At 65.3% G+C, this 25,564-nt stretch carries 21 protein-coding genes; 9 read left to right on the forward strand and 12 right to left on the reverse strand.

Annotated elements, in window-relative coordinates; genetic code table 11:
* Positions 1-165 precede the first annotated feature (165 nt).
* Both WS70_RS14900 and WS70_RS14905 read right to left on the reverse strand, forming a co-directional pair.
* Entirely contained in the window at positions 166-1,416 is a 1,251-nt protein-coding gene (locus WS70_RS14900; protein ID WP_059470382.1) for a hypothetical protein, read from the reverse strand.
* Between the two features lie 179 nt (positions 1,417-1,595).
* Complete coding sequence (locus WS70_RS14905) at positions 1,596-1,766, reverse strand: rubredoxin (RefSeq protein ID WP_004186709.1); 171 nt, start codon at positions 1,764-1,766, stop codon at positions 1,596-1,598.
* Between the two features lie 221 nt (positions 1,767-1,987).
* On the opposite strand from WS70_RS14905, the gene WS70_RS14910 reads away from it, so the two are divergent.
* Positions 1,988-2,845 carry a hydroxymethylpyrimidine/phosphomethylpyrimidine kinase gene (locus WS70_RS14910; RefSeq protein ID WP_059470383.1) on the forward strand — a complete coding sequence of 286 codons (858 nt, stop codon included), beginning with the start codon at positions 1,988-1,990 and terminating at the stop codon, positions 2,843-2,845.
* A gap of 305 nt (positions 2,846-3,150) precedes the next feature.
* Here WS70_RS14910 and groL read toward each other — a convergent pair whose 3' ends face one another.
* From groL to WS70_RS14940, 4 genes are all read right to left on the reverse strand, one after another.
* On the reverse strand, positions 3,151-4,791 hold the full coding sequence (groL, locus tag WS70_RS14915) for a chaperonin GroEL (RefSeq protein WP_059470384.1): 1,641 nt from the start codon (positions 4,789-4,791) through the stop codon (positions 3,151-3,153).
* A 47-nt stretch (positions 4,792-4,838) separates the two neighbouring features.
* Positions 4,839-5,132 (reverse strand): co-chaperone GroES, encoded by a 294-nt coding sequence (groES, locus tag WS70_RS14920; RefSeq protein WP_009889537.1) that lies wholly within the window; start codon positions 5,130-5,132, stop codon positions 4,839-4,841.
* A gap of 697 nt (positions 5,133-5,829) precedes the next feature.
* Entirely contained in the window at positions 5,830-7,623 is a 1,794-nt protein-coding gene (locus tag WS70_RS14925) for a beta strand repeat-containing protein (RefSeq protein WP_059597622.1), read from the reverse strand.
* A gap of 1,093 nt (positions 7,624-8,716) precedes the next feature.
* The gene (locus tag WS70_RS14940) at positions 8,717-9,142 is read right to left on the reverse strand and encodes a winged helix-turn-helix transcriptional regulator (protein WP_059470386.1); all 426 of its coding nucleotides are present in this window, start codon (positions 9,140-9,142) and stop codon (positions 8,717-8,719) included.
* A gap of 256 nt (positions 9,143-9,398) precedes the next feature.
* On the opposite strand from WS70_RS14940, the gene WS70_RS14945 reads away from it, so the two are divergent.
* The gene (locus WS70_RS14945; RefSeq protein WP_059597624.1) at positions 9,399-10,406 is read left to right on the forward strand and encodes a zinc-dependent alcohol dehydrogenase family protein; all 1,008 of its coding nucleotides are present in this window, start codon (positions 9,399-9,401) and stop codon (positions 10,404-10,406) included.
* A gap of 39 nt (positions 10,407-10,445) precedes the next feature.
* Here the strand turns inward: WS70_RS14945 and WS70_RS14950 are convergent, their stop codons facing one another.
* From WS70_RS14950 to WS70_RS14980, 6 genes are all read right to left on the reverse strand, one after another.
* Positions 10,446-11,465, reverse strand: coding sequence for a hypothetical protein (locus WS70_RS14950; RefSeq protein ID WP_059597625.1), 1,020 nt, complete (start codon positions 11,463-11,465; stop codon positions 10,446-10,448).
* Between the two features lie 498 nt (positions 11,466-11,963).
* Positions 11,964-12,479, reverse strand: a complete 516-nt coding sequence (locus tag WS70_RS14960) for a hypothetical protein (RefSeq protein ID WP_059597626.1) — start codon at positions 12,477-12,479, stop codon at positions 11,964-11,966.
* Between the two features lie 115 nt (positions 12,480-12,594).
* Complete coding sequence (locus WS70_RS14965) at positions 12,595-13,419, reverse strand: OmpW/AlkL family protein (protein ID WP_059470390.1); 825 nt, start codon at positions 13,417-13,419, stop codon at positions 12,595-12,597.
* A 79-nt stretch (positions 13,420-13,498) separates the two neighbouring features.
* Entirely contained in the window at positions 13,499-14,752 is a 1,254-nt protein-coding gene (locus tag WS70_RS14970) for a DUF2957 domain-containing protein (protein ID WP_059597627.1), read from the reverse strand.
* 61 nt (positions 14,753-14,813) lie between these two features.
* Entirely contained in the window at positions 14,814-16,412 is a 1,599-nt protein-coding gene (locus WS70_RS14975) for a DUF2957 domain-containing protein (RefSeq protein WP_059470392.1), read from the reverse strand.
* Between the two features lie 736 nt (positions 16,413-17,148).
* Complete coding sequence (locus tag WS70_RS14980) at positions 17,149-17,595, reverse strand: winged helix-turn-helix transcriptional regulator (protein WP_082716052.1); 447 nt, start codon at positions 17,593-17,595, stop codon at positions 17,149-17,151.
* 284 nt (positions 17,596-17,879) lie between these two features.
* Between WS70_RS14980 and WS70_RS14985 the strand changes: the two genes are divergently transcribed.
* From WS70_RS14985 to WS70_RS15020, 7 genes are all read left to right on the forward strand, one after another.
* Positions 17,880-19,112, forward strand: coding sequence for a MoaF-related domain-containing protein (locus WS70_RS14985; protein WP_082716053.1), 1,233 nt, complete (start codon positions 17,880-17,882; stop codon positions 19,110-19,112).
* A gap of 188 nt (positions 19,113-19,300) precedes the next feature.
* Positions 19,301-19,888 carry a helix-turn-helix domain-containing protein gene (locus WS70_RS14990; protein ID WP_059470395.1) on the forward strand — a complete coding sequence of 196 codons (588 nt, stop codon included), beginning with the start codon at positions 19,301-19,303 and terminating at the stop codon, positions 19,886-19,888.
* A complete protein-coding gene (locus tag WS70_RS14995) occupies positions 19,885-20,412 on the forward strand; it encodes a GNAT family N-acetyltransferase (RefSeq protein ID WP_059470396.1) in 528 nt (175 codons plus the stop codon). Before WS70_RS14990 ends, WS70_RS14995 begins: the two co-directional genes overlap by 4 nt.
* A 282-nt stretch (positions 20,413-20,694) precedes the next feature.
* Positions 20,695-21,309, forward strand: a complete 615-nt coding sequence (locus WS70_RS15000; protein WP_059470455.1) for a LysE family translocator — start codon at positions 20,695-20,697, stop codon at positions 21,307-21,309.
* Positions 21,310-21,675: 366 nt separating this feature from the next.
* On the forward strand, positions 21,676-22,812 hold the full coding sequence (locus WS70_RS15005) for a glycerophosphodiester phosphodiesterase (protein WP_059470397.1): 1,137 nt from the start codon (positions 21,676-21,678) through the stop codon (positions 22,810-22,812).
* 130 nt (positions 22,813-22,942) lie between these two features.
* Entirely contained in the window at positions 22,943-24,385 is a 1,443-nt protein-coding gene (locus tag WS70_RS15010; RefSeq protein WP_059470398.1) for a DHA2 family efflux MFS transporter permease subunit, read from the forward strand.
* Positions 24,386-24,744: 359 nt separating this feature from the next.
* Positions 24,745-25,539 (forward strand): sulfite exporter TauE/SafE family protein, encoded by a 795-nt coding sequence (locus WS70_RS15020; protein ID WP_059470399.1) that lies wholly within the window; start codon positions 24,745-24,747, stop codon positions 25,537-25,539.
* Positions 25,540-25,564 lie beyond the last annotated feature (25 nt).

The following is a 25,564-nucleotide window of genomic DNA, read 5'->3' on the forward strand; positions in this document are numbered from 1 at the left end:
TGACGGACGCCGCTTGTCGCGGCCTCGCACGCCGCGCGGGTCGACACGACATACACTCACTCTATCACGCGTTCGGGGCCAATCGGCACGCGCGCCGCGCGCGATTGCGCCGCATCGGCCAAAAGCAAGAAGCCGGCCTTGCCTGCCGCCCCGCCGCGCGTCGCATCATGCCCTCCGGACCGCGCCCGACAACGCATCCGCGAGCGCCGCACACGCGTCCGACAAGTCGGGCGGCGCCATACCCGCTGCAATCTTGTGCAACGTCGCGCGCAACGCTTCGGTGGCCTGCCGGCATGCCGACGCGCCCGCTTCGCCCGTCGCGCCGAGATGCGCACGGCGGCGCCATGCGAGCCCGAGTGCGTCGGCAAGCAGCGCCGTGTGTCCGAGCCCGAGCGCACACGCGACCGAGCCAACGCGATACGCGGCCTCCGCCGCCTGCAACGCGGCACCCGCGTCAGCCGTGCGCACGTCGAGCGCCAGCTCGGTCATCGACGCATCGGCCGTCTGAAGAAAATCCTCATACGCGTGACCGTTGACGGTGACGACGCCAAGTTCGCGCGTCGGCGCGGCCCGTACTGCGTCAGCCTCGGCGCGCGCGGCGTCGGCTTCCCACAATGCCTCGGACGCCTGCGTGCCCGCGACGTGCCACGCGACGGTCAGCCCGTAGTCATGCAGCAGCTCGACGTCGGTCACGTCCTCGGCCGCCGCGCCGTACAGCGCGTAGTCGCGCCAAAAGAGCGCGAGCGCCTCACGAACGAGCGCGGCAGGCGCGATGCGCAATCCGCGAACCTGCTCGCCGAGCAGCAGGTTGCAGCGCGCAAGAAAACGCTTGAGCTCGACGCCGCCGCGCACGCGCAGCACCCGCATGCACGCGCCAGCGAGCCGCCAATAGTCATACGGAAACGGGCCGGCGAGTTCGGCCGCGCAGTCGGCAAGTCCGTCGAGCGCCGTGTCGGTCGCCGCCTCCGACGCACGCAGCGCGCCGAGAAGCGCTTGCTCGTAGCGCGCGCGCAGATGCGCGAGCGCATCTGGCGACAGCGCATACAGCGTGGCGGGCGGCACCGGCCGGCCAGCGAGCGCGAGCGCATCGTGCGGCGTGTTCGCGCGCAAATCGCTCGCGGCCTGTACGCACAGCGCACGATAATGCTCGAACAGGAGCGGCGAGCAGGCGAGCTCGCGCAGATTGTGACGCTCCAGCGCGGCGCGGAAATCCCGCAGCGCGGCCTCGAACGCAATCGGCTGCAATTCCGTCGCCGCAAGCGGCGCGGCGTGAGCAAGCGCGACGACAAAGCGTTGCGCGGCGAGCCAGCCCGCCTCCTGCAACGCTGCCGCAGCGCGGGTAAGCGGCTCGGCCGGATCGGCTCGCCGCTCGAACGCCTGCTGCGCGGCGCGCAGCGCCGCCTCGGCCGCAGGCACTGCACCGCCTCGCGGATTGGGCAAAGCGTCGAGGACCGGGACCGTCGCGATTTCAGAGATAATAGGCACGAGCGTCAGCACCAGAAACGAAGCCGCGCCGCAAGCGGCGCCTCAACCCGTCGATGCTGCCGCGCCGACGCCGCCGGTTCGCTCGATGCCAAACCGCCGACGCGAGACGGTCAGATCTGGACCATCTCGAAATCTTCCTTGCGCGCGCCGCACTCGGGGCATGTCCAGTTGATGGGAACGTCTTCCCAGCGTGTGCCCGGGGCGATGCCCTCCTCCGGCAACCCAGCTTCTTCGTCGTAAATCCAACCGCAGATCAGGCACATCCAGCTTTTATATTCCATCTTAAGCCGCGTAAAGGAAAGTCCGTTGATTTGAGAGCCATGATGGTACCGTGTCGGCGCCGGACTGCCTAGCAATCGGCCTCTAGTTGCGTTTGCTCGCTGCGGCGCGATAAAAAAACGCTTCGGACAGACGGAATCCGCCGCATAATTGACTGCGCGGGCGCACCCGGCTGGTGCATCCTGCCAACTGGCTTCACCGTTTTTCCTCTTTCCCCATTTCCATGTCCAGCAACACCCCTCCGATCGTCCTCACTTTCGGCCTGTCCGATCCGACAGGCGGCTCTGGCCTGCAAGCCGACCTGATGACTCTGGCGAGCATGGGCTGCCACGGCGTGTCCGTGCTGACGGGCTACACCGTGCGCGACTCCGCCGCCTGCGACGAAGTCACCGGCCTCGATCCGGATACCGTCGCCGCACAGGCGCGCATGCTGCTCGAAGACATGCCCGTCGCCGCGTTCAAGATCGGCGCCGCGACGCGGGCGGAAGTCGTGAGCGCGATCGCCGAAGTGGTCGCCGATTACGACGGCGTGCCGCTCGTCCTCGCGCCGGACTTCACGCTCGACGACGAGCATGTGCTCGCCGCCGACGACCTGCGCGAATCGGTCGCCGATCTGCTCGCGCCGCAGACGACACTCCTCGTCGCCGACCACGCGACGCTCATCGCGCTCGCGCAGCCGGACGGCGACGCCGAAGCGCCGAACCTCGACGCCGCACTGTCGCACCTGCTCAGCCAGGGCTGCGAATACATCCTGGCGACCGAGACCGGCTCGCACCGCCTCGTCAATTCGCTGTACAGCGAGGAAGGCCAGATCCGGCAAGATCTATGGGAACGCACGCCGCATCGGTTGATGGGCATCACCGACACGCTCGGCGCGGCGATCGCCGCTCTGCTCGCGAACGGCCAGGAACCGCCCGAGGCGGTGCGCGAAGCGCAGGAATATCTGTATCAGGCAGCCCGCGATGCGTTTCGGCCCGGAATGGGCGCGTATCTGCCGGATCGTTTCTTCTGGGCCCGCAGCAATGAAGACGACGCGCCTCCGCCGACGCTGCCGCAGTCGGGCTCGCCCGTCCGGCGGTAAGCCGCTTCATTGCCGCCCGCACCAGCGCGATCGAGCTGCCCGCCAACGTTCCAGACGGATTCCAGTCGTCATCGCCGATTCGTCCGGAACGTTCAACTCAACAATAGCGGCGACTAGCAACACGACTTGCGTCGCGCAGCCGCCTGATGCCGATGACAGCGGCCAATGACGGCGGCCGATGCCGCGTTCGATCGCCGTTCGGCTTTCCTCGGCCCCAAACGAAAACACCCGCATTGCTGCGGGTGTTTTCGTTTGGGGGAACGCGCGTTGCCGCGCGTCCTTCGATGCAATCGGCGCTACGCCAATTACATGTCCATGCCCATGCCACCCATGCCGCCCGGCATGCCGCCCGGCATCGGAGCGTCTTCCTTCGGCAGTTCGGCAACGGCTGCGTCCGTCGTCAGCAGCAGGCCGGCGACCGACGCTGCGTTCTGCAGCGCGGTGCGCGTGACCTTGGTCGGGTCGACCACGCCGGCTTCCACCAGGTCGCCGTACTCGCCCGTTGCGGCGTTGTAGCCGTAGTTGCCCGAACCCGCAGCAACTGCCGCCACCACGACGCTTGCTTCTTCGCCGCCGTTCGTGACGATCTGACGCAGCGGCTCTTCCATCGCGCGCAGCACGATCTTGATACCGGCGTTCTGATCGGCGTTGATGCCCGTCAGGCCAGCGATCGCGGTGCGTGCGCGGATCAGCGCGACGCCGCCGCCTGCCACGATGCCTTCTTCAACGGCAGCGCGCGTAGCGTGCAGCGCATCTTCGACGCGCGCCTTCTTTTCCTTCATTTCGACTTCGGTCGCAGCACCGACCTTGATCACTGCCACACCGCCCGCCAGCTTGGCCACGCGCTCTTGCAGCTTCTCGCGGTCGTAGTCCGACGTCGCTTCTTCGATCTGCGCACGAACCTGCTTCACGCGCGCTTCGATGCTGACGGCTTCGCCTGCACCGTCGATGATCGTCGTGTTTTCCTTGCCCACTTCGATGCGCTTCGCCTGGCCCAGCTCGGCCAGCGTTGCCTTCTCGAGCGTCAGGCCCGTTTCTTCGGCGATCACCTGGCCGCCCGTCAGGATCGCGATGTCTTCCAGCATCGCCTTGCGACGATCGCCGAAGCCAGGCGCCTTGACCGCAACGGTCTTCAGGATGCCGCGGATGTTGTTCACGACCAGCGTGGCGAGCGCTTCGCCTTCGACGTCTTCGGCAATGATCAGCAACGGACGGCCAGCCTTCGCGACTTGCTCGAGCACCGGCAGCAGATCACGGATGTTCGACACCTTCTTGTCGTGCAGCAGCACGAACGGGTTGTCGAGGACGGCGACTTGCTTGTCCGGGTTGTTGATGAAGTACGGCGACAGGTAGCCGCGGTCGAATTGCATGCCTTCGACGACGTCCAGTTCGTCGGCAAGCGACTTGCCGTCTTCGACGGTGATCACGCCTTCCTTGCCGACCTTGTCCATCGCTTCGGCGATGCGATCGCCGATCGACGAGTCGCTGTTCGCCGAGATCGAGCCGACCTGTGCAATTTCTTTGTTCGTCGTGCAGGGCTTGCTGATCTTCTTCAGCTCTTCCACTGCGGCAGCCACGGCCTTGTCGATGCCGCGCTTCAGGTCCATCGGGTTCATGCCCGACGCGACGTACTTCATGCCTTCGCGCACGATCGATTGCGCGAGCACGGTTGCCGTCGTCGTGCCGTCGCCGGCGTTGTCGCTGGTCTTGGAAGCCACTTCCTTGACCATTTGCGCGCCCATGTTCTGGAGCTTGTCCTTCAGCTCGATTTCCTTCGCGACCGACACACCGTCCTTCGTGACCGTCGGGCCGCCGAAGCTGCGTTCAAGCACCACGTTGCGGCCCTTCGGACCCAGCGTGACCTTCACTGCGTTGGCGAGAATGTTCACGCCTTCGACCATCTTCGCGCGTGCGGAATCGCCGAATACGACGTCTTTAGCTGCCATCTTCTAACTCCTTGAAATCTTTGAGAATGTGATCCGTTGGCGAACGCTTACTGAGCGTTGACCACGGCCATGATGTCTTCTTCGCGCATCACGAGCAGTTCCTGGCCGTCGACCTTGACGGTTTGGCCAGCGTATTTGCCGAACAGAACACGATCGCCGACCTTCACGTCGAGGGCGATCGGAGCGCCCTTGTCATCGCGCTTGCCCGGGCCGATGGCCAGAACTTCGCCTTGATCCGGCTTCTCAGCGGCTGCGTCGGGAATGACGATGCCCGAGGCGGTCTTGGTTTCCTGATCCAGGCGCTTGACGATCACGCGATCATGCAACGGACGAAGGTTCATATTCACTCCTCTCTTGATTGAGACTGAAGAACGCTGAGGGAAACTGCCGGACAGCTCGCCGACCGGCAGGAATTGTTAGCACTCTCGTGCAGCGAGTGCTAATTATATGGACGGGTTTTGACAAATTCAAGAAGAGGAATCGCCAGCGATTCAGCAAAATTTCGGCGCGGCGAAATCCGGGGGAAACGCGGCCGGGATGCGTTGTCGGATTGCGCAACAATCTCAATCGAAACAATCGCTTGAGGCGGAATCGGCCGATGCGGCGGAATGCGGCGCGAGCCGCCGCGCGCATTGTCGGAGCGGATCTGAGGCGGGGTTGCCTCGTTGACTCGATCGGCGGCGAAGGTACGATCATCGCATACATATTCCTTACATCCAAGCCAATCCGCCTGCCCGCCCGCGGTCCCACGGATGCCGGCGCACCGCCGCCCTCGCCTAGCCCGTGGCTCGGACGACAAGTCCGGCACCGGAACGACAAGGCGACATGACGTCGCCGCCATGCCGCCCTGGTTCGACTTCCGGCCAATTTTCCGGCGAGACATCATGTATGGACCTGCCGCACCTCAAGGTACGCGGATTAAGCTTGAGGTCGGTTACACCTCGGCTCAGAGCCGCATTGAGGGGGCAGGTCCATACATGATGTCTAGTGACTAGAGTAGGCGCGTCCCGTAGCATCGTCGGGACGCGCCGCGCCGCATTACTTCGGCAGCGCGCCGGCGAGCGTCGCAACCGCCGATGTGACCGGAGCGAGCGGGTTCGACGCCGGAGCAGCCGACTTCGACGACGAGACCGTCAGGTCCGGCAGCGACGCCACCACTGCACCGGCCGACGAGCCTACCGAGTTGACAACCGTGCTCGCGACGACAGCGCCCGTCGACAGCAACGAACCGGTTGCGGCCGCCGTGCTGCCGAACGCGTTGCTGCCCAACGTCAACATCTTCCCGGCCGAGGTCGCGCCCGAACCCATCAGCGCGGAGCCGACGCTTCCGAGCTGCGAGCCCGCTGCGACGCCGGTGCCGGCCGCCCCCGTCAGCATACCTGCGACGCTGCCGATCGTGCCGCCGACGGCTGCAGCCGGATTGCTGCCCGCGACGGTCGCAATCGTACCTGCCGCAGTGTTCGCTGCGCTCGTCAGCGCGCCAGCCGGATTGCTGACGGGCAACGCGCCCACGAGACCGCTGACCGCGCCCGTTACCGGATTGCCGTTCGCCACGCGCACGAGCGCGCCTGCGATGTTGTTCACGGCACCCGTCAATGCGCCCGTGGGGTTGGCGACAGGCAGCGCGTTCGTCAGGCCGCTCACGACGCTCGTGATCGGCGCGATCGGATTGCCGCCGATCGCGTTCGCGAGCGTGCCGGCCACGTTGTTCACGACGCCCGGCAGCGGATTGTTGCTCGCGGCGCCCGCAAGCGTGCCGGCCGCGTTGCTGCCCGCGCCCGCCAGCGCGCTCGTCACGTTGCCGGCGGCACCCACCAATGCGCCAGCCGAGTTGCTGAGAGCGGCAGGCAGCGTGTTGCTCAGGCCGCCGACAGCGCCTGCGAGCGGGTTGTTGCTCGCGAGACCCGTCAGCGTACCCACGGCGTTGTTTGCAACGCCGGATAGCGGGTTGTTCGTCACCGCGTTTTGCAGCGTACCCACTGCGTTATTCAGCGCGCCCGGCAACGGGTTGTTGTTCGCCAGATTCGTCAGCGTGCCTACGGCGCTGTTCGCGATGCCGGACAGCGGGTTGTTGGTCACCGCGTTTTGCAGCGTACCCACCCCGTTATTCAGCGCGCCCGGCAACGGGTTGTTGCTCGCCAGATTCGTCAGCGTGCCTACGGCGCTGTTCGCGATGCCGGACAGCGGGTTGTTGGTCACCGCGTTTTGCAGCGGACCCACTGCGTTATTCAGCGCGCCCGGCAACGGGTTGTTGCTCGCCAGATTCGTCAGCGTACCTACGGCGCTGTTCGCGATGCCGGACAGCGGGTTGTTCGTCACCGCGTTTTGCAGCGTACCCACCCCGTTATTCAGCGCGCCCGGCAACGGGTTGTTGTTCGCCAGATTCGTCAGCGTGCCTACGGCGCTGTTCGCGATGCCGGACAGCGGGTTGTTGGTCACCGCGTTTTGCAGCGTACCCACTGCGTTATTCAGCGCGCCCGGCAACGGGTTGTTGCTCGCCAGATTCGTCAGCGTACCGACCGCATTGTTCACAACACCCTGAACGGGGTTATGACTCACCGCGTTCGCGAACGTGCCTGCCAAGTTGGCGAGTGCGCCGGCGCCGACCGACGCGTCGGCCGAGCCGAGCACGCTGGCGTGGATCGCCCCCTGCTGCGCACCGCCGGCAAGCCCCGATACAGCGCTACCCGAGCCAACGCCGCCCAGATCGCCGACCGAAGCAGAGATCGGAAGGGTATTCAGCCCACCTGCGACGGCCGGCATCGCCGCCGCCCCCCCGAACGCGACTGCTGCCGACAGTGCAATGCTCGTCAACTTGAAGTTTTGTTTCATATGTGACCTCGTTTGGATAGGTACTGCCGTCATTACGGCGCGAAGGTCATCGCACGGAGCATGCCAGCGTGCGCGCCGGATCGATCGCGCACCGTTCCTTCAAGAAAACAAATCCACACCGAATTTAATTGCTCGATACGTCGCGCGAGCAGCACAGTTGACGCCTCTTCTTTCCCTCGTTACGCGTGCCGTAACGTAACATCACACTCCATACCGTTACATTTTCATCAAAAACATATACTTATTCATCACATAAATAAATTCCATAAAAATCTCATGAAAATTCAATAGAAAATTCAATCGATAGACCTGTGAAAACCTGCACTCCGCTTGTCCATGCGAGCCGAGGGTAGGCAAGCCGAAGCGGCCGACAATCATCGACTCGCCGCGCAGGTCGCCTAAAGACAGTCCGGTACAGCGGACGACGAAAACGTATTCATGCACCGTCCTGCAAGGATAACCACGCATCCACGTGCGTGAGCGTCTTTCCATCTTTCCCGTACAACCCCCGCTCTCCCCTGCGGATCCTGATGTCGACGGGCATGTCTGCAAGCATGGTGGCGTCCACGTGCGTGTATATCCTCTGGCATCCGATCGACGACAGCCTTCATTGTCTTTCATATTGAAATGACAAATTCACATTACAGACAAAATATTTCTCTCATATTTCATTTAAATTCATATAAAAATTGATTAAAAATGACTATGTGATATTTCTCTTCATCGTGAGCCAACGCATGAAAGATCGAACGAATTCGATGCCGTTCACGAAACGGACATCTTCATCGAAGCCGAGCATCGCGCATCACCCGGCGATCCAACGACGCGGTTGAAAATGACGAAGAAGGAGAAGGCGCGCATTGCGGGCCGCGAGGAAGCACGCGCGACATGCCGGGCGAGCATCGCTCGTCTCGCGTGTATTTGAAGAGGAAGGATTTCCTGACAAGAAGCAGCGCTGCACATGTCGGCCGTCACGACAGCGAACAGGCAAACATCGCGCGAACATCACCGGCCATGCGATGCAGACGGAACCAGCGATTTGCGAATCGACCGCGGCGCATTCACGCTCAACCGATCCGTCGGCATCGATGCGCTACGCGGCCTTTCTCGCGGCGGCTGCGCGTTTCTTCGACTGCGTCGATGCTTCGCACGCCGACGCGTCGCAAGTCGTCTCGGCGGAGTTGACACCTGATTGATGCGTTCGATACGCATCGCCCCATTCCCGCAAGCTGATCAGCACGGGAGCGAGCGTCTTGCCGAACGGCGTCAATTCGTACTCGACCTTCGGCGGCACCTGCGGATAGACGTGGCGCGCGACGATCCCGTCCGCCTCGAGTTCGCGCAACTGCAGCGTCAGCATCCGCTGCGTCGTGTTCGGCATCAGCCGCGTGAGCTCCATGAAACGCTTCTTCTCCCGCAACAAATGAAACAGGATCACCGGCTTCCACAATCCGCCGATGACGGAAAGCGTCACCTCGACGGAGCACCCGCTTTTGCTGTCGAAACGTTTCGGTCGCATCGTCACATACCTACATAATTGATAGTACCGGCCTTAATTGTACGTTCTTGCATCGAACGAAGTACGCCCGGACAATTCGTCCATCCGCCGTCTGCTCGTCGGCCGGACGCGGGCCAGCTTCGCTCAGCGCGATCCACGTGCGCTCGCGTGCGACACGCGCAACGACGCAACGCGCGCCGGTCCTTGATCGGCCACTCTCGAACGCATCGATCGCGCGCCGCGCTTCGTGCGCTCGCCATTTACAGGAGTCGAATCAATGAAAGCCATCATGCTTCGCCAGCCCGCAGGCCTCGAACAGCTCGAACGCGTGACGCTCGCCGATCCCGGCGCACCCGCCGCGGGCGAGATCCGCGTACGCGTTCATGCAAGCTCGCTCAACTATCACGATCTCGGCGTCGTCACGGGCAGGATGGGCGCCGCCGACAAACGCATTCCGATGTCGGACGGCGCGGGCGTCGTCGAAGCGATCGGCAAAGGCGTCACGGAATACGCGGTCGGCGACGCGGTCGTGTCGACCTTCTTCCCGCAATGGCTCGACGGCGGCCCGACCGCCGCGGACTTCGCGACGGTGCCAGGCGACGGCGTCGACGGCTACGCGCGCGAATCGGTCGTGCGGCCCGCGCATTGGTTCACGCACGCGCCGAAGGGCTACACGCATGCGGAAGCCGCGACGCTGACGACGGCCGGCCTCACCGCGTGGCGCGCGCTCGTCGTCGACGGCAATCTCAAGGCCGGCGACAGCGTGCTCGTGCTCGGCACGGGCGGCGTGTCGATCTTCGCGCTGCAGTTCGCAAAACGAATGGGCGCGGCCGTGATCGTCACGTCGTCGTCGGACGAGAAGCTGGAACGCGCTCGCGCGCTCGGCGCCGACCACGTCGTCAACTATCGCCGCGACGCGAATTGGGCCGCGAAGGTCCTCGAGCAGACGAACGGACGCGGCGTCGATCACGTGATCGAAGTGGGCGGCCCCGATACATTGCCGCAATCGATTCAGGCGTGCCGGATCGGCGGCCATATTGCGCTGATCGGCGTGCTGACGGGCATCGCCGGGCCGGTGCCGACCGTCACGCTGATGACGCGCCAACAGAATCTGCAAGGCCTCATCGTCGGCAGCCGCCGGCACCAGATCGACATGGTGCGCGCGATCGATTCGACCGGCATCAAGCCGGTGATCGATCGCACGTTCGCGCTCGACGAGATCGCAGACGCGTTCCGCCATCAGACTGCGGCCAAGCACTTCGGCAAGATCTGCCTGTCGATCTGAGCCGATCGGCGCGAGCCGGCTGCCGAGCCGGCCCGGCGCTCAACGCATCGACCTGCGCTTCGTGTGAACGATCGGATTGCGCCGCGACGTGAAGCTCATCGACGCGGCCAGCCGTCCCAACACGGCCTCGCCGGCGCCGCCGATCTCGGTGCGCGCGGGCGATGCAAGGATCATGTCGAGCCATGCATTCAACGCGCCTCCATGAAAGCGCCCGGCCATCGCGGCCACGACGTCGGGCGCCGCGATCATCACACCCGCGAGCAGGTAATACGGCCAGAAGCTTCCGGCGCCTGACAGCCGATCGAGCCGGCAGACGGCGAGCGCGGCGCACAGCCCTTCCGCAGATGCGAGATCCCGACGCTCATGCCGAATCGCGGCCGCGATGCCGTTGTGCTCGCCGCCGTATGCGGCGAGCGTGATCGGCGCATTCGTCGCGAGCGTCGCCGAAAACGCCGCGAGCGCGGCCATGGCGTCGATATGCTTTTCGTCCGCCCGCCACACGCATCCGATCGCCCGATCGATGACGCGGCCCGCCGCCGGTCCGTCGAAGCGAACCAAACCGCGCATCGCGTCTTCCGCGACGCCGCTGTCCGCTGCGAGCGCGTGCCCGATGCCGAGCTCGATCGATTCGAGCGCGGCCCAGCCGACTTCCGGATCGTCGAAGCCGCATGCGTTCCCAACGCCGTACGCTCCATCGAACACGGCTTTCGAACCGGGTAGATAACGATCGACGATCGCGAGCAGCCGTTTCGTCGGCGTATGCGCAAACGCGCCGTATGTGGCGGCGCGCGCCGTGTCGGCGGATGCGCCGTCGCCTTGCAGCGCCACGAGCAGTTCGCTCAGGAGATCGGCGTCCGCCGTCGGGCCGCGCCGGGCGCTTGCATTCGATCGCGCGAGCGAGGTGTACGCGGCGGTCGCGATGTGCGCTTCGCGGCTTGCCGCCGCCGCGGACACAAGACGCTCCGCGTGATCGAGGAGATGCCGAAGCCATGCTGCCGTGCGCAAGCTGCCGAGCGACGGGCCTTGGGCGTCGACACGATGATTATGATTGTCAGGCATGGGCCATCCGAGAAATAGCGATGCGGATCGTGTCCGCAGTTGGGCGACGGCAACTGTCGCTGCACGTCGCACGCGAGCCGCCCTCGCCCATGCGTCGAAGGCCCGACTCCGCGCGGCGCACCGATGCGCGAACGCGTCGCCCCTTTTATTTTTGACGACGACCGGCCCATGTTCGCCCCGCTGTCGATCGGGCTCCGAAACGTTTGCACGATGGCCGCCCTGCCTTCGCGCTCGTCTCGCGCGCCTGCGCGCAACCTTCGCACGCATCGCACAGCGCGCACCGCGGCCCCACGCGCTTGCCCCTCAGCGCGATCGCAATGCTCGCCGGGCCGCGCATCCCGGCACAATGGCATGCGCGGCTGCCCTGACGTCAGGCGAACTTCCTGTCGTTCGTCGTCTTGCGAACGCGGCGGCTCCTGGCGGCCGCGTTCACGCTATACACGCGCAGCGGCTCATGATCGACGAGCCGCCGCACGGCAAAACCGTGACGAACGCAAATTACTGGACGCGGAACTTCGGCGACGTCACGACCGTCCCCGTCACCTTGCAGTCCGGCGCCAGCACGGCGTTGCTGAAGGTAATCGACGAATTCGCGTCGTTCCACGACGTCACCACCTTGCTCGGACCACACTGGCCGAGCAGCGTCACGTTGACCTGCGCGTTGTTGATCGTCAACTGAGTCGCGCTGTCGGCCTGGCCGGTCCACGGATTCAGGCCGCTCGCGCTGCCCTTGATGAGGCCGCACAGGCTGTTGCTGCCGGTAAACATCGTCGACGTGATGTTGACGACACCCGCCGACGTGATCGTGCCGTTGAACGTCGCGACGCAGTTCGCGGTGATCGATCCTTTCGACAGCAGGGTCTCGTTGGGAGACGACGTCGCCGAGAACGGCTCGCCGTTCGGATTCATCGGCTGGCCGTCGACGCGGGTTATGGTGACGGCGAGCGCTGGCGTAGCTGCTGCCGCTGCGAATGCCAACGCGACAATGAACGGAACAAATTTACGGTTACGCATGAGTCTGCCTCACTTGACGAATGGCGGCTTGCCGCCGGTAACGTGACGTCGCAGCCGATCGATCTCGCCCGCTCGGTCACAGGAAGCCCGGGCGCCGACGCCGCGCGCCCGTGGCTCAGAACTTGTAAGAGATCCCGACGAACGTGATGAGCGGATCGGCCTTCAGCTTCGTGCGCGTCGTCGCGAGCGTCGTGCCGTCGGCAGCCTTGATGACGAGCGACGAGTACGTCTTGAGCGGCATGTACGACAGCGTCGCCGTCAGCGCCCAGCGCTTGGCGAACGCATAGCTCGCACCGATGTTGTAGACCGGCGTGAACGACGACGACGCCTTCCCCTCGACCGACGTCGGCCCCGGCTTGCCGGCGCCCGCTGCGAGCACGCTGCCGAGGTTGTCGTTGACGTCCTTTGCGAAATTGCCGTTGAGCTCGATGTTAGAAAACCAGCTATATGCGACGCCGATGCCGACGAACGGCCGGAACTTCGCCGTCGGCGAATTGAAGTAGTAGTTCAGGATGATCGTCGGACTCCACTGCCGCGCGTTTTTCACGGCAGGCTGATTCGCCGGATTGCCGAGATCGACGCTGCCGAGCGAGCCCGACGGACCAGGCGGCTTGATGACGCCGTGGCCCGTCAGCGCGAACTCCGGCGGAATCCCGAGCACGGACGTCACCGCGATGTGGTCGGTGAAGAAGTACGTGAACGTGAGGCCCACCGTGTCCGCGTTGTTGACCGTCAGGCTCGTGCCCGGCGACGTGAACGAGCCGGGCAGCCGCAGCGGGCCGTTGATCGGCGAATTGACGACGTTGGTGGTAAGGCCGTTGCTCGAGTCCTGCGGCATCACGTGGAGCCAGCCGAGCGTCGCGACCGTGTCGCCCGCCTGCTGCGCGAAAGCGCCCGTCGATGCACCTGCAACGACGCACGCTGCAATCAGCTTCTTCATGAAGTCTCCTGATACTCCGATCGGGCGACGCGGGCCCGCGGGCCACGCGTCGCCGTATGTCTCCTGTTTCGCGCGACGCTCACTGCACGAACGCGCCCACCGTGAAGTACGGGTTGTTGACGTCGCTCATGTCGAGGAAACCGAATACGCCGCCCGTGAAAATGAACTTGCCGGTGGGCGGCCCTGACGCCGCATTCGTCTGGACCGTCGTGACGACGCCCGGCACGGCCTGCGTGTAGTCGAGATTGAGCGCGCGCGTGAGCGCGACCTGCGACGCATGGAACGGATCGAGCAGCGTCGCCTGCGTGCCGACGAGTGCGGTCGCGCGATAATCGAACAGGCTGTCGACGCCCGTGTATTCGCCGTCCTGCGAACCCAAGGCGATCGCCTGCTGCGGACTCAGCATCGAGATCCCGGATTCGTCGTCCGCAACGGGCGCGCCTTGCGTCAGATCGGAATTCGCCGCGCCGGTGCGAATGAAGATGGGCACCAGCTGGTTGCGCAGCTTGCCGACGATCAGGATGCCCTTGCCCGCCTTCGTCGGATCGAGCGACGCCAGCGTCGCCGGGATCTGCGGCTGATAGTTGAGCGACTCGAACACCGGTGCATCGGCGCGCAGCGTCAGCTTCTGATTGACGGTCGCGCTCGACGCGAGCGGCTGCCCGCCGTTCTTCTTGCCGAAGTTGTCGGTCTCGACGTACGTACCGTCCGCATTGATCGTGACCTTCGCGTCGATCGCCGCTTGCATGAAATTCTGCGACGGCACCTGGTGATAGCCGAGCTGGTTGTAGTTGCCCGCGATCTTCGAAAGATCGGTCTCCTGATCGGAGAAGCTGATGAACGGATAGTACGGGAAAGTCGTCTTCGGAATCCGGCCGACGCCGATCACGCCGTCGAACTCGATCGTCGCGCCGGGAATCGCGCCGCCCAGCACGCCCTCGCCGAGAAACACGCGCGCCGGACGGTTCGGATCGAGGCTCGCGTCGTTCAGCCGGAACGTGCACTGGTTGAGCTTCTCGGTCGGAAGACCTGTCTCGTCCGTCAGCGTCCCGGTCACGACGTTGTTGGGCGGCGTATCGCGCGTCGGCTGCACGGTGCCCGCCGCCGCCGGCACCGGCGACGCGAGATACGTGATCTGAAACGTCATCTTCGTCGTGTCGAGTTGCACACGAACGAGCTCACCGGAGCCGGAGCCGCCCGTAAACACGGTGTTGTAATCGATGGTCTTCGGACAGAGCCGGACGACGGGCGCGGGCGGCGGATCGTCACCGCCGCCGCAGGCGGTCAGGGCGGAAGCCAATACGGCGACGGCCAGCGATTTTCTCCAATGCATAGGAATCCTCGATATCTTGAAGTCTGCGGCGGCGCGCTGTGCGCCGCCGCGATGTCATCTGTTACTGAACGAACGCGCCGACCGTGAAGAACGGGTTGTACTGACTGTTGTTGACGACCATCCCGTACACGTTGCCGACCTTGATGAGCCAGCCGGAGTCGCCTTTCCTGAAGATCGCGACCGTACCCGCGCTGCCTTGCGCATTGAAGTCGCGCGTCGCCGTCACCTTGATCTTGCCGGGCGTCGTCTGCGTGTAGTCGAGCGAGAACTGCGAGCTCACTGACGACGTCATCGGATCCAGGAACGCCGCGGTCGCGCCCTGGAACAGCGTCGACGTATAGTTCGCCGCGAGCGTCGACACGGCCGAGCCGTCCGTGCAGTTGCCGGCGGACGGGTAGAAGAACCCGTCGTGATACGTGCCGGGCAGTTCCGGATGAGGCACCGTGTTGTCGAATGCCGAGCCGCTGTTGGCGGGTGCGTTCGAATTGCCGCCGAAGCTCACGACGCCGCACGCGACCGCGCTCGTCGCGCCGATGTAACCGCCTTGCAGCGAGTTCGCGGCTATCGCCGTAACGGGCGCGAGCACCGAGATGCCGATCTCCGCATCCGCTACCGATCCGAGCGGATTACTCGCGTCGACGTTCGCGTAGCCGACGCGAATGACGACGGGCACGAGTTGGCCGTTGAGCTTGCCGACGATCATCACGCCTTGCGCCTGGCTCGGCGTCAGGATCACGAGCGGCTGCCCCTGCCCCGCGGACGGATACGGCTGACTCGGTTGCGGGTGACTCACGAACACGTTGTCGGGCGTGCCGTCCGCGTTCGTCCGCAGCGTCCAGGGCGTGCCGGTCGTGCGGCACGAGTAGTCGCTGCCCGGCGTGATCGTGCACGAACCGTCCGCATTGAGCGTCTGTGTCCAGTTCACGACATCCGGCTGCCAGCCTTGCGGCGCGGCCATCTGGAACGACGTGCCCGTCGGCTGCAGGTGCACGCCGACCTCGTTGTAGACACCGGCCACTTTCGCGAAGTCCGTTTCGGTGTCCGTAAAGCCGATGAACGGATAGAAATCGAAGGCGCGCGACGGCACCTTGCCGATCGTCAAGCCCGGAAACAGTTCCAGGCCGGAGAACGCGATCGTCGCACCGGGAATCCCGCCGCCCACAACGCCCATGCCGACGAACAGCATCGGCGGATCGGCTTGATTGATCGTCACCGAGTACGCACCATCGCTCGTCGCGCCGTTGTCCAGCACGAACGCGCAACGGTTCTGCTCGGCGGTGGGCAGACCAGTCGCGTTGTGGAATGTGCCGTTGATCGTGAGGCCGGTGCGCGTGTTGTTGATCTGCCCCGCGGACGTCGGCACCGACGACGCGATGAATTGCATCTGATAGGTCTTCTTCGTCGTGTCGAACTTGACCTTCACGTATTCGCCGCTGCCCGACCCGCCCGTGTACGTCGTCGAGTAATCGAGGGCATCGGGGCACAGCTTCGTCACCGTGGGCGGCGTCGTGCTCGGTCCGCTCGGCGGACACGAGCTGCCCGAGCATTGCCCGACCTGAATCGGGCCGGGATCGTCCCCGCCTCCGCAGCCGGCAAAGAACGGCATCGCAACGACCACACACGACAGCACGGTCGCACGAAGATTAGGAATACAAAACATCACCCCTCCTTTTTTGGTCCAACCCGGTCTCGTCCGACGTGGCTTCATCGCTCGCCGGCTGGTTGGTATCTCGGCGTCGCCGACAGGCGACGCGGCGATTCTGGGCGCTTGGCCGCGAGCATGCGGTCAATGCGCATTTGGCTCGCAGGATTCAATGCGCGCGCCGATTCGCGGCGCGGCATGATAATGCGGCGCCCTCAAGCGGAAATTGAATGAAAATCGACGGCTAATTAGCGATGCGATTGCGCAGGAAAGCAATGCGCGTGACGACTGCCCGTACGGGAATTTGAAAAAACGGCTGCTCCGCTGACCCCTCGTATGTGCGTATCATCTTCGGTCTCCGTAAGTACGCTCGTAGTTATCATGCTGCTTTATTTGCCATGACTATGATCCGATGAATGGGGTATGTAAACCGATACATGATTCCAAACATCCGAGCCCGATCAAACCTCGACCGTTCAGTGCTCCCGACGTTGTTTCAAACGTCATACCAGGCAATGTCAAATTCCGATCGAACAGCTTTCGCGTCGCTTTCTCTCAAGCATGATGAATGACGCGGCGCACCAAAGCAACCCTTTCCTTGCTTTTCGCTCGTTTCACACGGCAGAGGAAACAATGGCAATGATTCGATTCGCTTGAAAAAGCATCAGTCGAGAATAAAAATCACATCGCGCCGGCATTTATTTTCTCGATATTGCGCGATGCCGATTTCGCCCGATTGAGCGCTCGCGATCGTTCAGGCGCTCACGTTGCCCTGCCGGGCGTCATAAGCCGTCCGCGCATCGAGCACGGCATCGAAGTGCGTTTCCGCCCACACGATGATCGGCGAGATCGAACGCGCGAGCGTATGGCCGAGCGGCGTGAGCGCATATTCGACCGACACCGGCACTGTCGCGTAGACGGTGCGCGCAACGAGCCCGTCCCGCTCGAGCCGCTTGAGCGTTTGCGACAACACTTTCTGCGACAGGCCCTCGACATGCCGCAGCAGCGTATTGAAACGCAGCGGCTGATGTGACAGCAGCGCCAGGATCAGGACGGTCCATTTGTCCGCGATGCGATCGAGCACGAGCCGCGTCGGACATTCCGACGCATACACGTTGCCTTTGCGTGGCGCGTCGAGAAGCGAAGGTTTCCTCTCGGTAATCTGCTCACCTTTTGGTGCGTTCTTCCCCATCGTTGCCATCCAGTCTATAGTTTCTTCTGGTAACTACCTGTATTACAGATACTAGCACCGTTTGCACGGCGGTCCATTTCCATGTCGCCATGCGCGTCGACTCGCGACATCCATGCTTCGAGGAAACCGGCAACATCGCCGGCCGCGCGTCGATCCATCGATTCGTTTTGCTAACTTTCCAAGCGAGGTGACTCATCCAGATACCGATCCGACGATACCGTCCTGCCTCGGCGACGCCGCATCGCTTGCTCTGGCGTCGCATTCACAACACCAAGACTCTCAGGGAATCCTTCATGTCCTTACGCTCTCTCGTGGCGCTCGCTGCCGCAGCCGCCTCGATGTTCGGTGCGAGCCTCGCTCATGCCGCAGGCGCCGGCGCGCCGCTTCAGATCGATGTCTACAACCCCGGCGAAAAGAGCCTTTTTCCGGTCTCGTCCGAGATCGTCACCGGCAAGACCGGCACGATCCTCATCGACGCACAGTTCCAGCGCAACGACGCCGAGGCGCTCGTCAACAAGATCAAGGCGACCGGCAAGCCGCTCAAGCTCGTCTACGTGAGCCACAGCGATCCGGACTATTACTTCGGACTCGACACGATCAAGGCTGCCTTCCCGGACGCGAAGATCGTCGCGACGCCGCAAACGGTCGCCGCGATCCAGGCGAACAAGGACGACAAGCTCGCGTACTGGGGGCCGATCCTGAAGGACAATGCGCCGCGTTCGCTCGTCGTGCCGCAGCCGCTCAAAGGCGACAAGCTGACGCTCGACGGCCACGAGCTGCGCATCGTCGGCCTCGACGGTCCATCGCCCGATCGCACGTTCGTGTCGATCCCGTCCGCGCACGCGATCGTCGGCGGCATTCCGGTCGCAGCGAACATCCATGTGTGGATCGCCGATACGCAGACGCCGGAATCGCGCCGCAACTGGATCAAGACACTCGACCGGATCGCAGCGCTTCATCCGAAGCTCATCGTGCCCGGCCACTACCTCGCGAATCCGGACGGCAGCGAGCCATACACGCCCGCATCGGTGAAGTTCACGCGCGACTACCTGGTCGCGTTCGAAACGGAAGCTGCGAAAGCGAGAAATTCCGCAGAACTGATCGCCGCGATGAAGGCGCGTTATCCGAACCTCGCCGACGCGTCGTCGCTCGAGATGAGTGCGAAGGTCATCAAGGGCGAGATGCAGTGGCCCGTCGTCGGCACGGCGTCCGCATTTCCGGCCGCGGGCAAGAAGGCGCTCGTGCAGTTTGGCGACATCGGCTTTCGCCTCGACTTCAAGGACGACCACACGATGACGTTCACCGGCACGTCCGGCCAGTACCAAGGCTCGACCGATACCGTCGAATACAAGGCGACGCAGATCCGGCCGCAGGTGTTCATGGTCTATTGGCACGAGCCGAAGAGCGGCGACAACGTCGTGCACGTCGAGGATTTCGAGAACGGCGTCGTCCATACGAACATCGCGCATCGCAACGGCGAGTTCCAGCACCTGAAGGGAACGATCCGCATCGAAGACGTGAAGTAACGCAGTGCGGCAAATGCGCCGCTCCGGTTCGCCGCCGCGCCGGAGCGGCGCTTCGTCGTGCCGGCGGATCGCATTGGACGGGCAAGGCGCGCACCCAAGCCGTCGAGCGCGCCGCCATCGCGTACACACCGTGCATCGCTCGGATGCAAATCTAGTATTCTGGATTTTATTCCAATATACTGGATCGCATGGACGTCAATCAACTGATCGCGCGCCGCGTGCGCGCACTCCGCGATCTGCGCGGCTATTCGCTCGACGCGCTCGCCGAGCGCAGCAAGGTCAGCCGCTCGAACATCTCGCTCATCGAACGCGCGCAGAGCAGCCCGACGGCCGTCGTGCTCGAGCGGCTCGCCAACGCGCTCGGCGTGTCGCTCGCGTCGCTGTTCGAGGACGATCGCGCTGCGCAGGCGGCGTCGCCGCTGTCCCGCGCCACCGAACAGCCGGTCTGGAAGGATCCGGCGTCGGGCTACGTGCGCCGCAGCCTGTCGCCCGCGGCGCCGTCGCCGCTGCAACTCGTCGAGGTGAAGTTCCCGCCCGGCGGGCGCGTCGCGTACGACACCGGCGAGCGCCACGCGGACTTTCATCAGCAAGTCTGGATGCTCGAAGGAGAAATGGACATCACGAACGGCGACGACACGTGGCGCATCACCGCCGGCGACTGTCTCGCGATGCGTCTCGATCGTCCGACCGTCTTCTTCAATCCGGGCCGCAGGGCCGCGCGCTACGTCGTCGCGCTCGCCGCGGCGCCCGCGATTCGCACGGGGAGAATCGAATGAACGACTCGATCGACGTGCGGTGCGTCGGGCCGAATGAAGCGATCGCATGCGTCGACGCGCTGTCCGACGTGCTGATCGATTGCGTCGAAGGCGGCGCGTCGGTGAGCTTCATGGCGCCGCTCGCGCGAGACAAGGCGCGCGCGTTCTGGCGCGACGTCGCCGACGGCGTTGCGTGCGGCGATCGCACGCTGCTCGTCGCCGAAGACGCCGACGGCCGCATCGTCGGCACCGTGCAGATGATCACGCGCTTGCCGGAAAACCAGCCACATCGCGCGGACGTCGCGAAGATGCTCGTGCATCGCGATGCGCGGCGACGCGGTGTCGCGCAGCGCTTGCTCGCCGCGCTCGACGATGTCGCACGCGCAGCCGGCAAGACCGTCCTCGTGCTCGACACCGTGACGGGCAGCGACGCGGAACGGCTTTACCGGCGCGCGGGATGGCAGCGCGTCGGCGTCGTCCCGCAGTACGCGCTGATGCCGGACGGCGCGCCGTGCGCGACGACGTTCTTCTACAAGCAGGTCTGAGCCTCGGCGCGCGCCGTCTCTTCGGCGCACGGGCCGCGCATACCGCGCCGGCCCCCGCATGCCGGCGCTCGGCCGCTATCTTTCGCTTGCCCAGCGGCTCCGCCGTGCCTTAAGCTCGCCGTTTCGGCCGTTTCGTCTGCAGATTGAGCCACATGCTGCGCATGCCGCATGCCGAAATGCGCGCGACGTCGGCGCAACGCCATCGAAACGCGCGCCGCCCGATTCGCCCTTGGACGCATCGCCGACGAGCCGATCTGGCGTTCCCACGACGAGCGACATTCCATGACGGTCAGCCCCACTCTCGCCTTCATCGTCACCTGCCTCGGCTTCGGCTTCATCCCGGGCCCGGCGCTGTTGCAAACGGTCTCGCTGACGCTGCAGCACGGCCGACGCGCGGGCGTGCTGTCGGCGCTCGGCATCCATCTCGGCGCGTTCTTCCAGATCTGCGCCGTGGCGATCGGCGCGGTCGTCGTGCTCGGTACGTCGCCGTGGCTCTATCACGCGCTGCGCGTCGCGGGCGGCGCGTACCTGATCTGGCTCGGCATCCAGCGCATCCGCACGCGGCCCGGCGAAGACCACGCACCGTCCGCCGTGCCGAAGAACGTGATCTCGTCGAGCGCGCTCATCGAGGCGTCGAACCCGAAGTCGGCGCTGTTCTATCTGTCGTTCCTGCTGCAGTTCGTCGATCCGTCCGCATCGCTCGACGTCGGCTGGCAGCTCTTCCTGCTCGGCGCATGCGCAAACCTGCTGTTCTCGCTCGCCGACCTGACCTGCATCGCGCTCGCGCATCCGCTACGCAAGAACGCGGCGCCGGGTGGCGCGGCGATGACCGTCGGGCGCTATCTCGCAGGCGCGCTCTTCGTCGCGCTCGGCGTCGTCGCGATCGTCGAGCGTTGACGCGGGGTCGAGCGAGCGATCGACGCGTCGCGTCTCTTCGCGCATCGTCGCGGACATCGGGACGCCGCGCCTTGGGTTCTCCACGCATGCGCCCGCCTCGGCGATTTCTTCATGACGTCGGGCAGCCGCGCCTTCCGCCTGCATGACCGGCGACGAGCGTGCGGCACCCGACAGTGTCGCCACCGCGCGACGTACAAAAATAGACAGCAACAAGTAATACATATGCAATTATTCGCTGCGACGATCGCATCCCGGCCGGCATCCGCCGCGCGGCGCGCGTCACCTGCTCGGGCGCGCGGGCGCGAACCGCCCGCCGCCGACACATCCCTTTCCCTTGGCTTGGTTTCGTTTCACAGGATCGACGACATGTCCTTCAAGCGCTCGTTCGCTTTCCCCCTCGTCGCATTCGCGAGCGCCGCGGCGCTCGCGCTTGCCGCCTGCGGCGACGACGACCCCGACTACACGCCGCCGATCTCGGCGAAGGTGCAGGTGGTCGGCCATCGCGGCGCGAGCGCGCTGCGTCCCGAACACACGCTCGCGTCGTACCGGAAGGCGATCGAGGACGGCGCGGACGTGATCGAGCCCGACCTCGTGTCGACGCGCGACGGCGTGCTCGTCGCGCGCCACGAGAACGAGATCTCGGGCACGACGAACGTGTCGGCGCTGCCGCAGTTCGCAAGCCGCAAGACGACGAAGACGATCGACGGCGCTCAGCTCACCGGCTGGTTCACCGAGGACTTTACGCTCGTCGAGCTGAAGACGCTGCGCGCGCGCGAGCGCATCCCGCAGTACCGTTCGGCGAACACCGCGTACGACGATCAGTTCGAGATCCCGACGTTCGACGAGATCGTCGCGCTCGCGAAGCAGATGTCCACGCAGGTCGGCCGCACGATCCACATCTATCCGGAGACGAAGCATCCGACCTACTTCCAGTCGATCGGCCTGCCGCTCGAGGACCGCCTCGTCGACGCGCTGCGCAAGGACGCATATACCGCGCGCGACGCGACCATCTACATCCAGTCGTTCGAAGTCGCGAACCTGAAGGCGATCCGCAACCGGATCGGATCGAGCCAGCCGAATTGGAAGCTCGTCCAACTGATGGACGAGCCGAAGCAGCGTCCGTACGACTTCGTGAAGGCGGGCGACACGCGCACGTACGGCGACCTGTCGACGCAGCGCGGCATGCGCCAGATCGCGGCATATGCGAACGCGGTCGGGCCGTACAAGACGTCGATCATTCCGGTCGGCAGCGACGGCGCGCTGCAGCAGCCGACTCAATACGTGCGCCATGCGCACGAAGCGGGGCTGCTCGTGCATCCGTACACGTTCCGGCCAGAGAACAACTTCCTGCCGGCATCGCTGAAAGACGGCGGCGCGCCGAGCGCGCGCAACACGGCGGGTTCGGTGCGCGAGATCCAGGCGTACCTGCGCGCGGGCATTGACGGCTTCTTCACCGACGATCCCGCAGTCGGCCGCACGGCCGTCGATACGTTCCGCCGGTAAGCATCCGCGTGCGGGCCGCGCGAGCCGCCGCGGCCCGCACGTGAACGAGAAGCCGCCTGTCAGCAACCGGCAGGAAGACGCCTCACAGCGCGCTTACAATGCTGCCTCCCACCCTTCGGAGGCATCGCCCATGACTCATGGCCTGCACGGCCCGAAGCGCTGGTATGCGCTCGTCGTTCTCTGCCTGGGCGTGCTGATGATCGTGCTCGACTCGACGATCGTCAACGTCGCGCTGCCGTCGATCGGCGCGGACCTGCACTTCTCCGAAACCGCGCTCGTCTGGATCGTGAACGCCTACATGCTGACGTTCGGCGGCTGCCTGCTGTTGGGCGGCCGGCTCGGCGACCTGTACGGCCATCGCCGGATGTTCCTCGCCGGCTTGACGCTCTTCACGCTCGCGTCGCTCGCGTGCGGGCTCGCGCAGACGCAGGTCGTGCTGATCGCCGCGCGCGCGGTGCAGGGACTCGGCGGCGCGGTCGTGTCGGCCGTCGCGCTGTCGCTCATCATGAATCTCTTCACCGAGCCGGGCGAACGCGCGAAGGCGATGGGCGTCTACGGCTTCGTCTGCGCGGGCGGCGGCAGCCTCGGCGTGCTGCTCGGCGGCTTCCTCACGAGCACGCTCGGCTGGCACTGGATCTTCCTCGTCAATCTGCCGATCGGCGTCGCCGTCCATGCGCTGTCCGCCGCGCTGCTGCCGAAGGTGCGCGCGCAGGCGGCCGTCGCGCGGCTCGACGTCGCCGGCGCCGCCACCGTCACGGCTTCGCTGATGCTTGCCGTCTACGGCGTCGTCAACGGCAACGAGGCCGGCTGGCTGTCGACGCAGACGATCGCGCTCCTTGGCGGCGCGGCCGCGCTCTTCGCGGCGTTCGTCGCAATCGAGGCGCGCGTCGCGCATCCATTGATGCCGCTTGCGCTCGTCGCGAAGCGCAATGTCGCGGTCGCGAACGCGATCGGCGTGCTGTGGGCGGCCGCGATGTTCGCGTGGTTCTTCCTGTCCGCGCTCTACATGCAGCGCGTGCTCGGCTACGGACCGCTCGAGGTCGGCCTCGCGTTCCTGCCCGCGAACCTCATCATGGCCGCGTTCTCGCTTGGCCTGTCCGCAAAGATCGTGATGCGCTTCGGCATCCGCGGCCCGATCGCCGCCGGGCTCCTCGTCGCCGCGCTCGGCCTCGCGCTCTTCGCGCGCGCGCCCGCCGGCGGCGGCTTCGTCGCACACGTGCTGCCCGGCATGGCGCTGTTGGGCGTCGGTGCGGGCGTCGCGTTCAATCCGATGCTGCTCGCCGCGATGAGCGACGTCGCGCCGAGCGATTCGGGGCTCGCGTCGGGCATCGTCAATACGTCGTTCATGATGGGCGGCGCGCTCGGCCTCGCGGTGCTCGCAAGCCTTGCATCCGCACGCACCGGCACGCTCGTCGCCGCGCACGCGCCGCTGCCGATCGCGCTCAACGGCGGCTATCACGTCGCGTTCGCATGCGGCGCGGTGTTCGCCGCGGCGGCCGCGGGCTTCGGCGTCGCGCTGCGCATCCGTGCGCAGCCAAACGCCGGAGCCGAACCGCGGGGCGCTGTGCATTGAGCGGCGCAGACGCGCGACCGGCACCGCCGGCGCACGTCGTTCTCGACAGCCCGCGCAGCCGCGCGTTGCGCCGCGCACGTTCGCCGGCGACCGCGAGCAACCGCGCAATACCGTCGCGTCGCTCGCGGCTCACGATCCGGCGCCGGCCGCATCACCCGGCGGCGGCGCGCGTCCGCCGCCCCTCTTCCCACCCGTTCGCGCATCGCGCGCTTGGCCGTTGCAGCCGCTCTCGGTTGCCCGACGCCCCGCTTCGAATCCTTCCCGGTCCTTTTGTGCTTTTCCGCATCGATCCGCGAGTTTTGCGACAATAGCAAACTTACTTCGCGCCGTTACTTTCAAACGCCTAACACCCTCCGCCGATGCCGTTGCTTCATATCGATCCGCTGTATTCCCTGTCCGGCCTCTTCGTCGGTTTTCTCGTCGGCTTGACGGGCGTAGGCGGCGGCTCGCTGATGACGCCGATCCTCGTCCTCCTGTTCAACGTCCATCCGGCGACCGCGGTCGGCACCGATCTGCTGTACGCGGCGCTCACGAAGGCGACCGGCACGTTCGTGCACGGACTCAAGGGTACGGTCGAATGGCGGATCACCGGGCGCCTGGCGGCAGGCAGCGTGCCCGCCGCCGCAGTCACGCTGTGGTTCCTGCATTCGCACGGCATGCACTCGCAGGAAACGAGCCGGATGATCCAGTTCGTGCTCGGCGCCGCGCTGCTGCTCACGTCGCTGTCGCTGCTGTTCCGCCCGCAGCTCGCCGCGTTCGCCGCGCGGCGCACGCGCGCGCTCCCGCCGAGCCCGACGCGCACGCTCGCCGCGACCGTGCTCACGGGCGCCGTGCTCGGCGTGCTCGTGTCGCTGACATCGGTCGGCGCGGGCGCGATCGGCGTGACGGTCCTGCTGCTGCTGTACCCGACGCTCTCGACGACCCGCATCGTCGGCTCCGACATCGCTCATGCGGTTCCGCTCACGCTCGTCGCGGGCGTCGGACACTGGATGCTCGGTTCGGTCGACTGGTCGATACTGGTGTCGCTGCTGATCGGCTCGGTGCCCGGCATCGTCGCTGGCAGCCATCTGTCGACGCGCGCGCCCGAAGGGCTGCTGCGCCGGATTCTCGCGACGACGCTCGTCGCGGTCGGCGCGAAGCTCGTGCTGTCCTGATCGCATCGCGCGCGTCGAACGCGCG

Source organism: Burkholderia mayonis (assembly GCF_001523745.2).
Lineage (GTDB): Bacteria > Pseudomonadota > Gammaproteobacteria > Burkholderiales > Burkholderiaceae > Burkholderia > Burkholderia mayonis.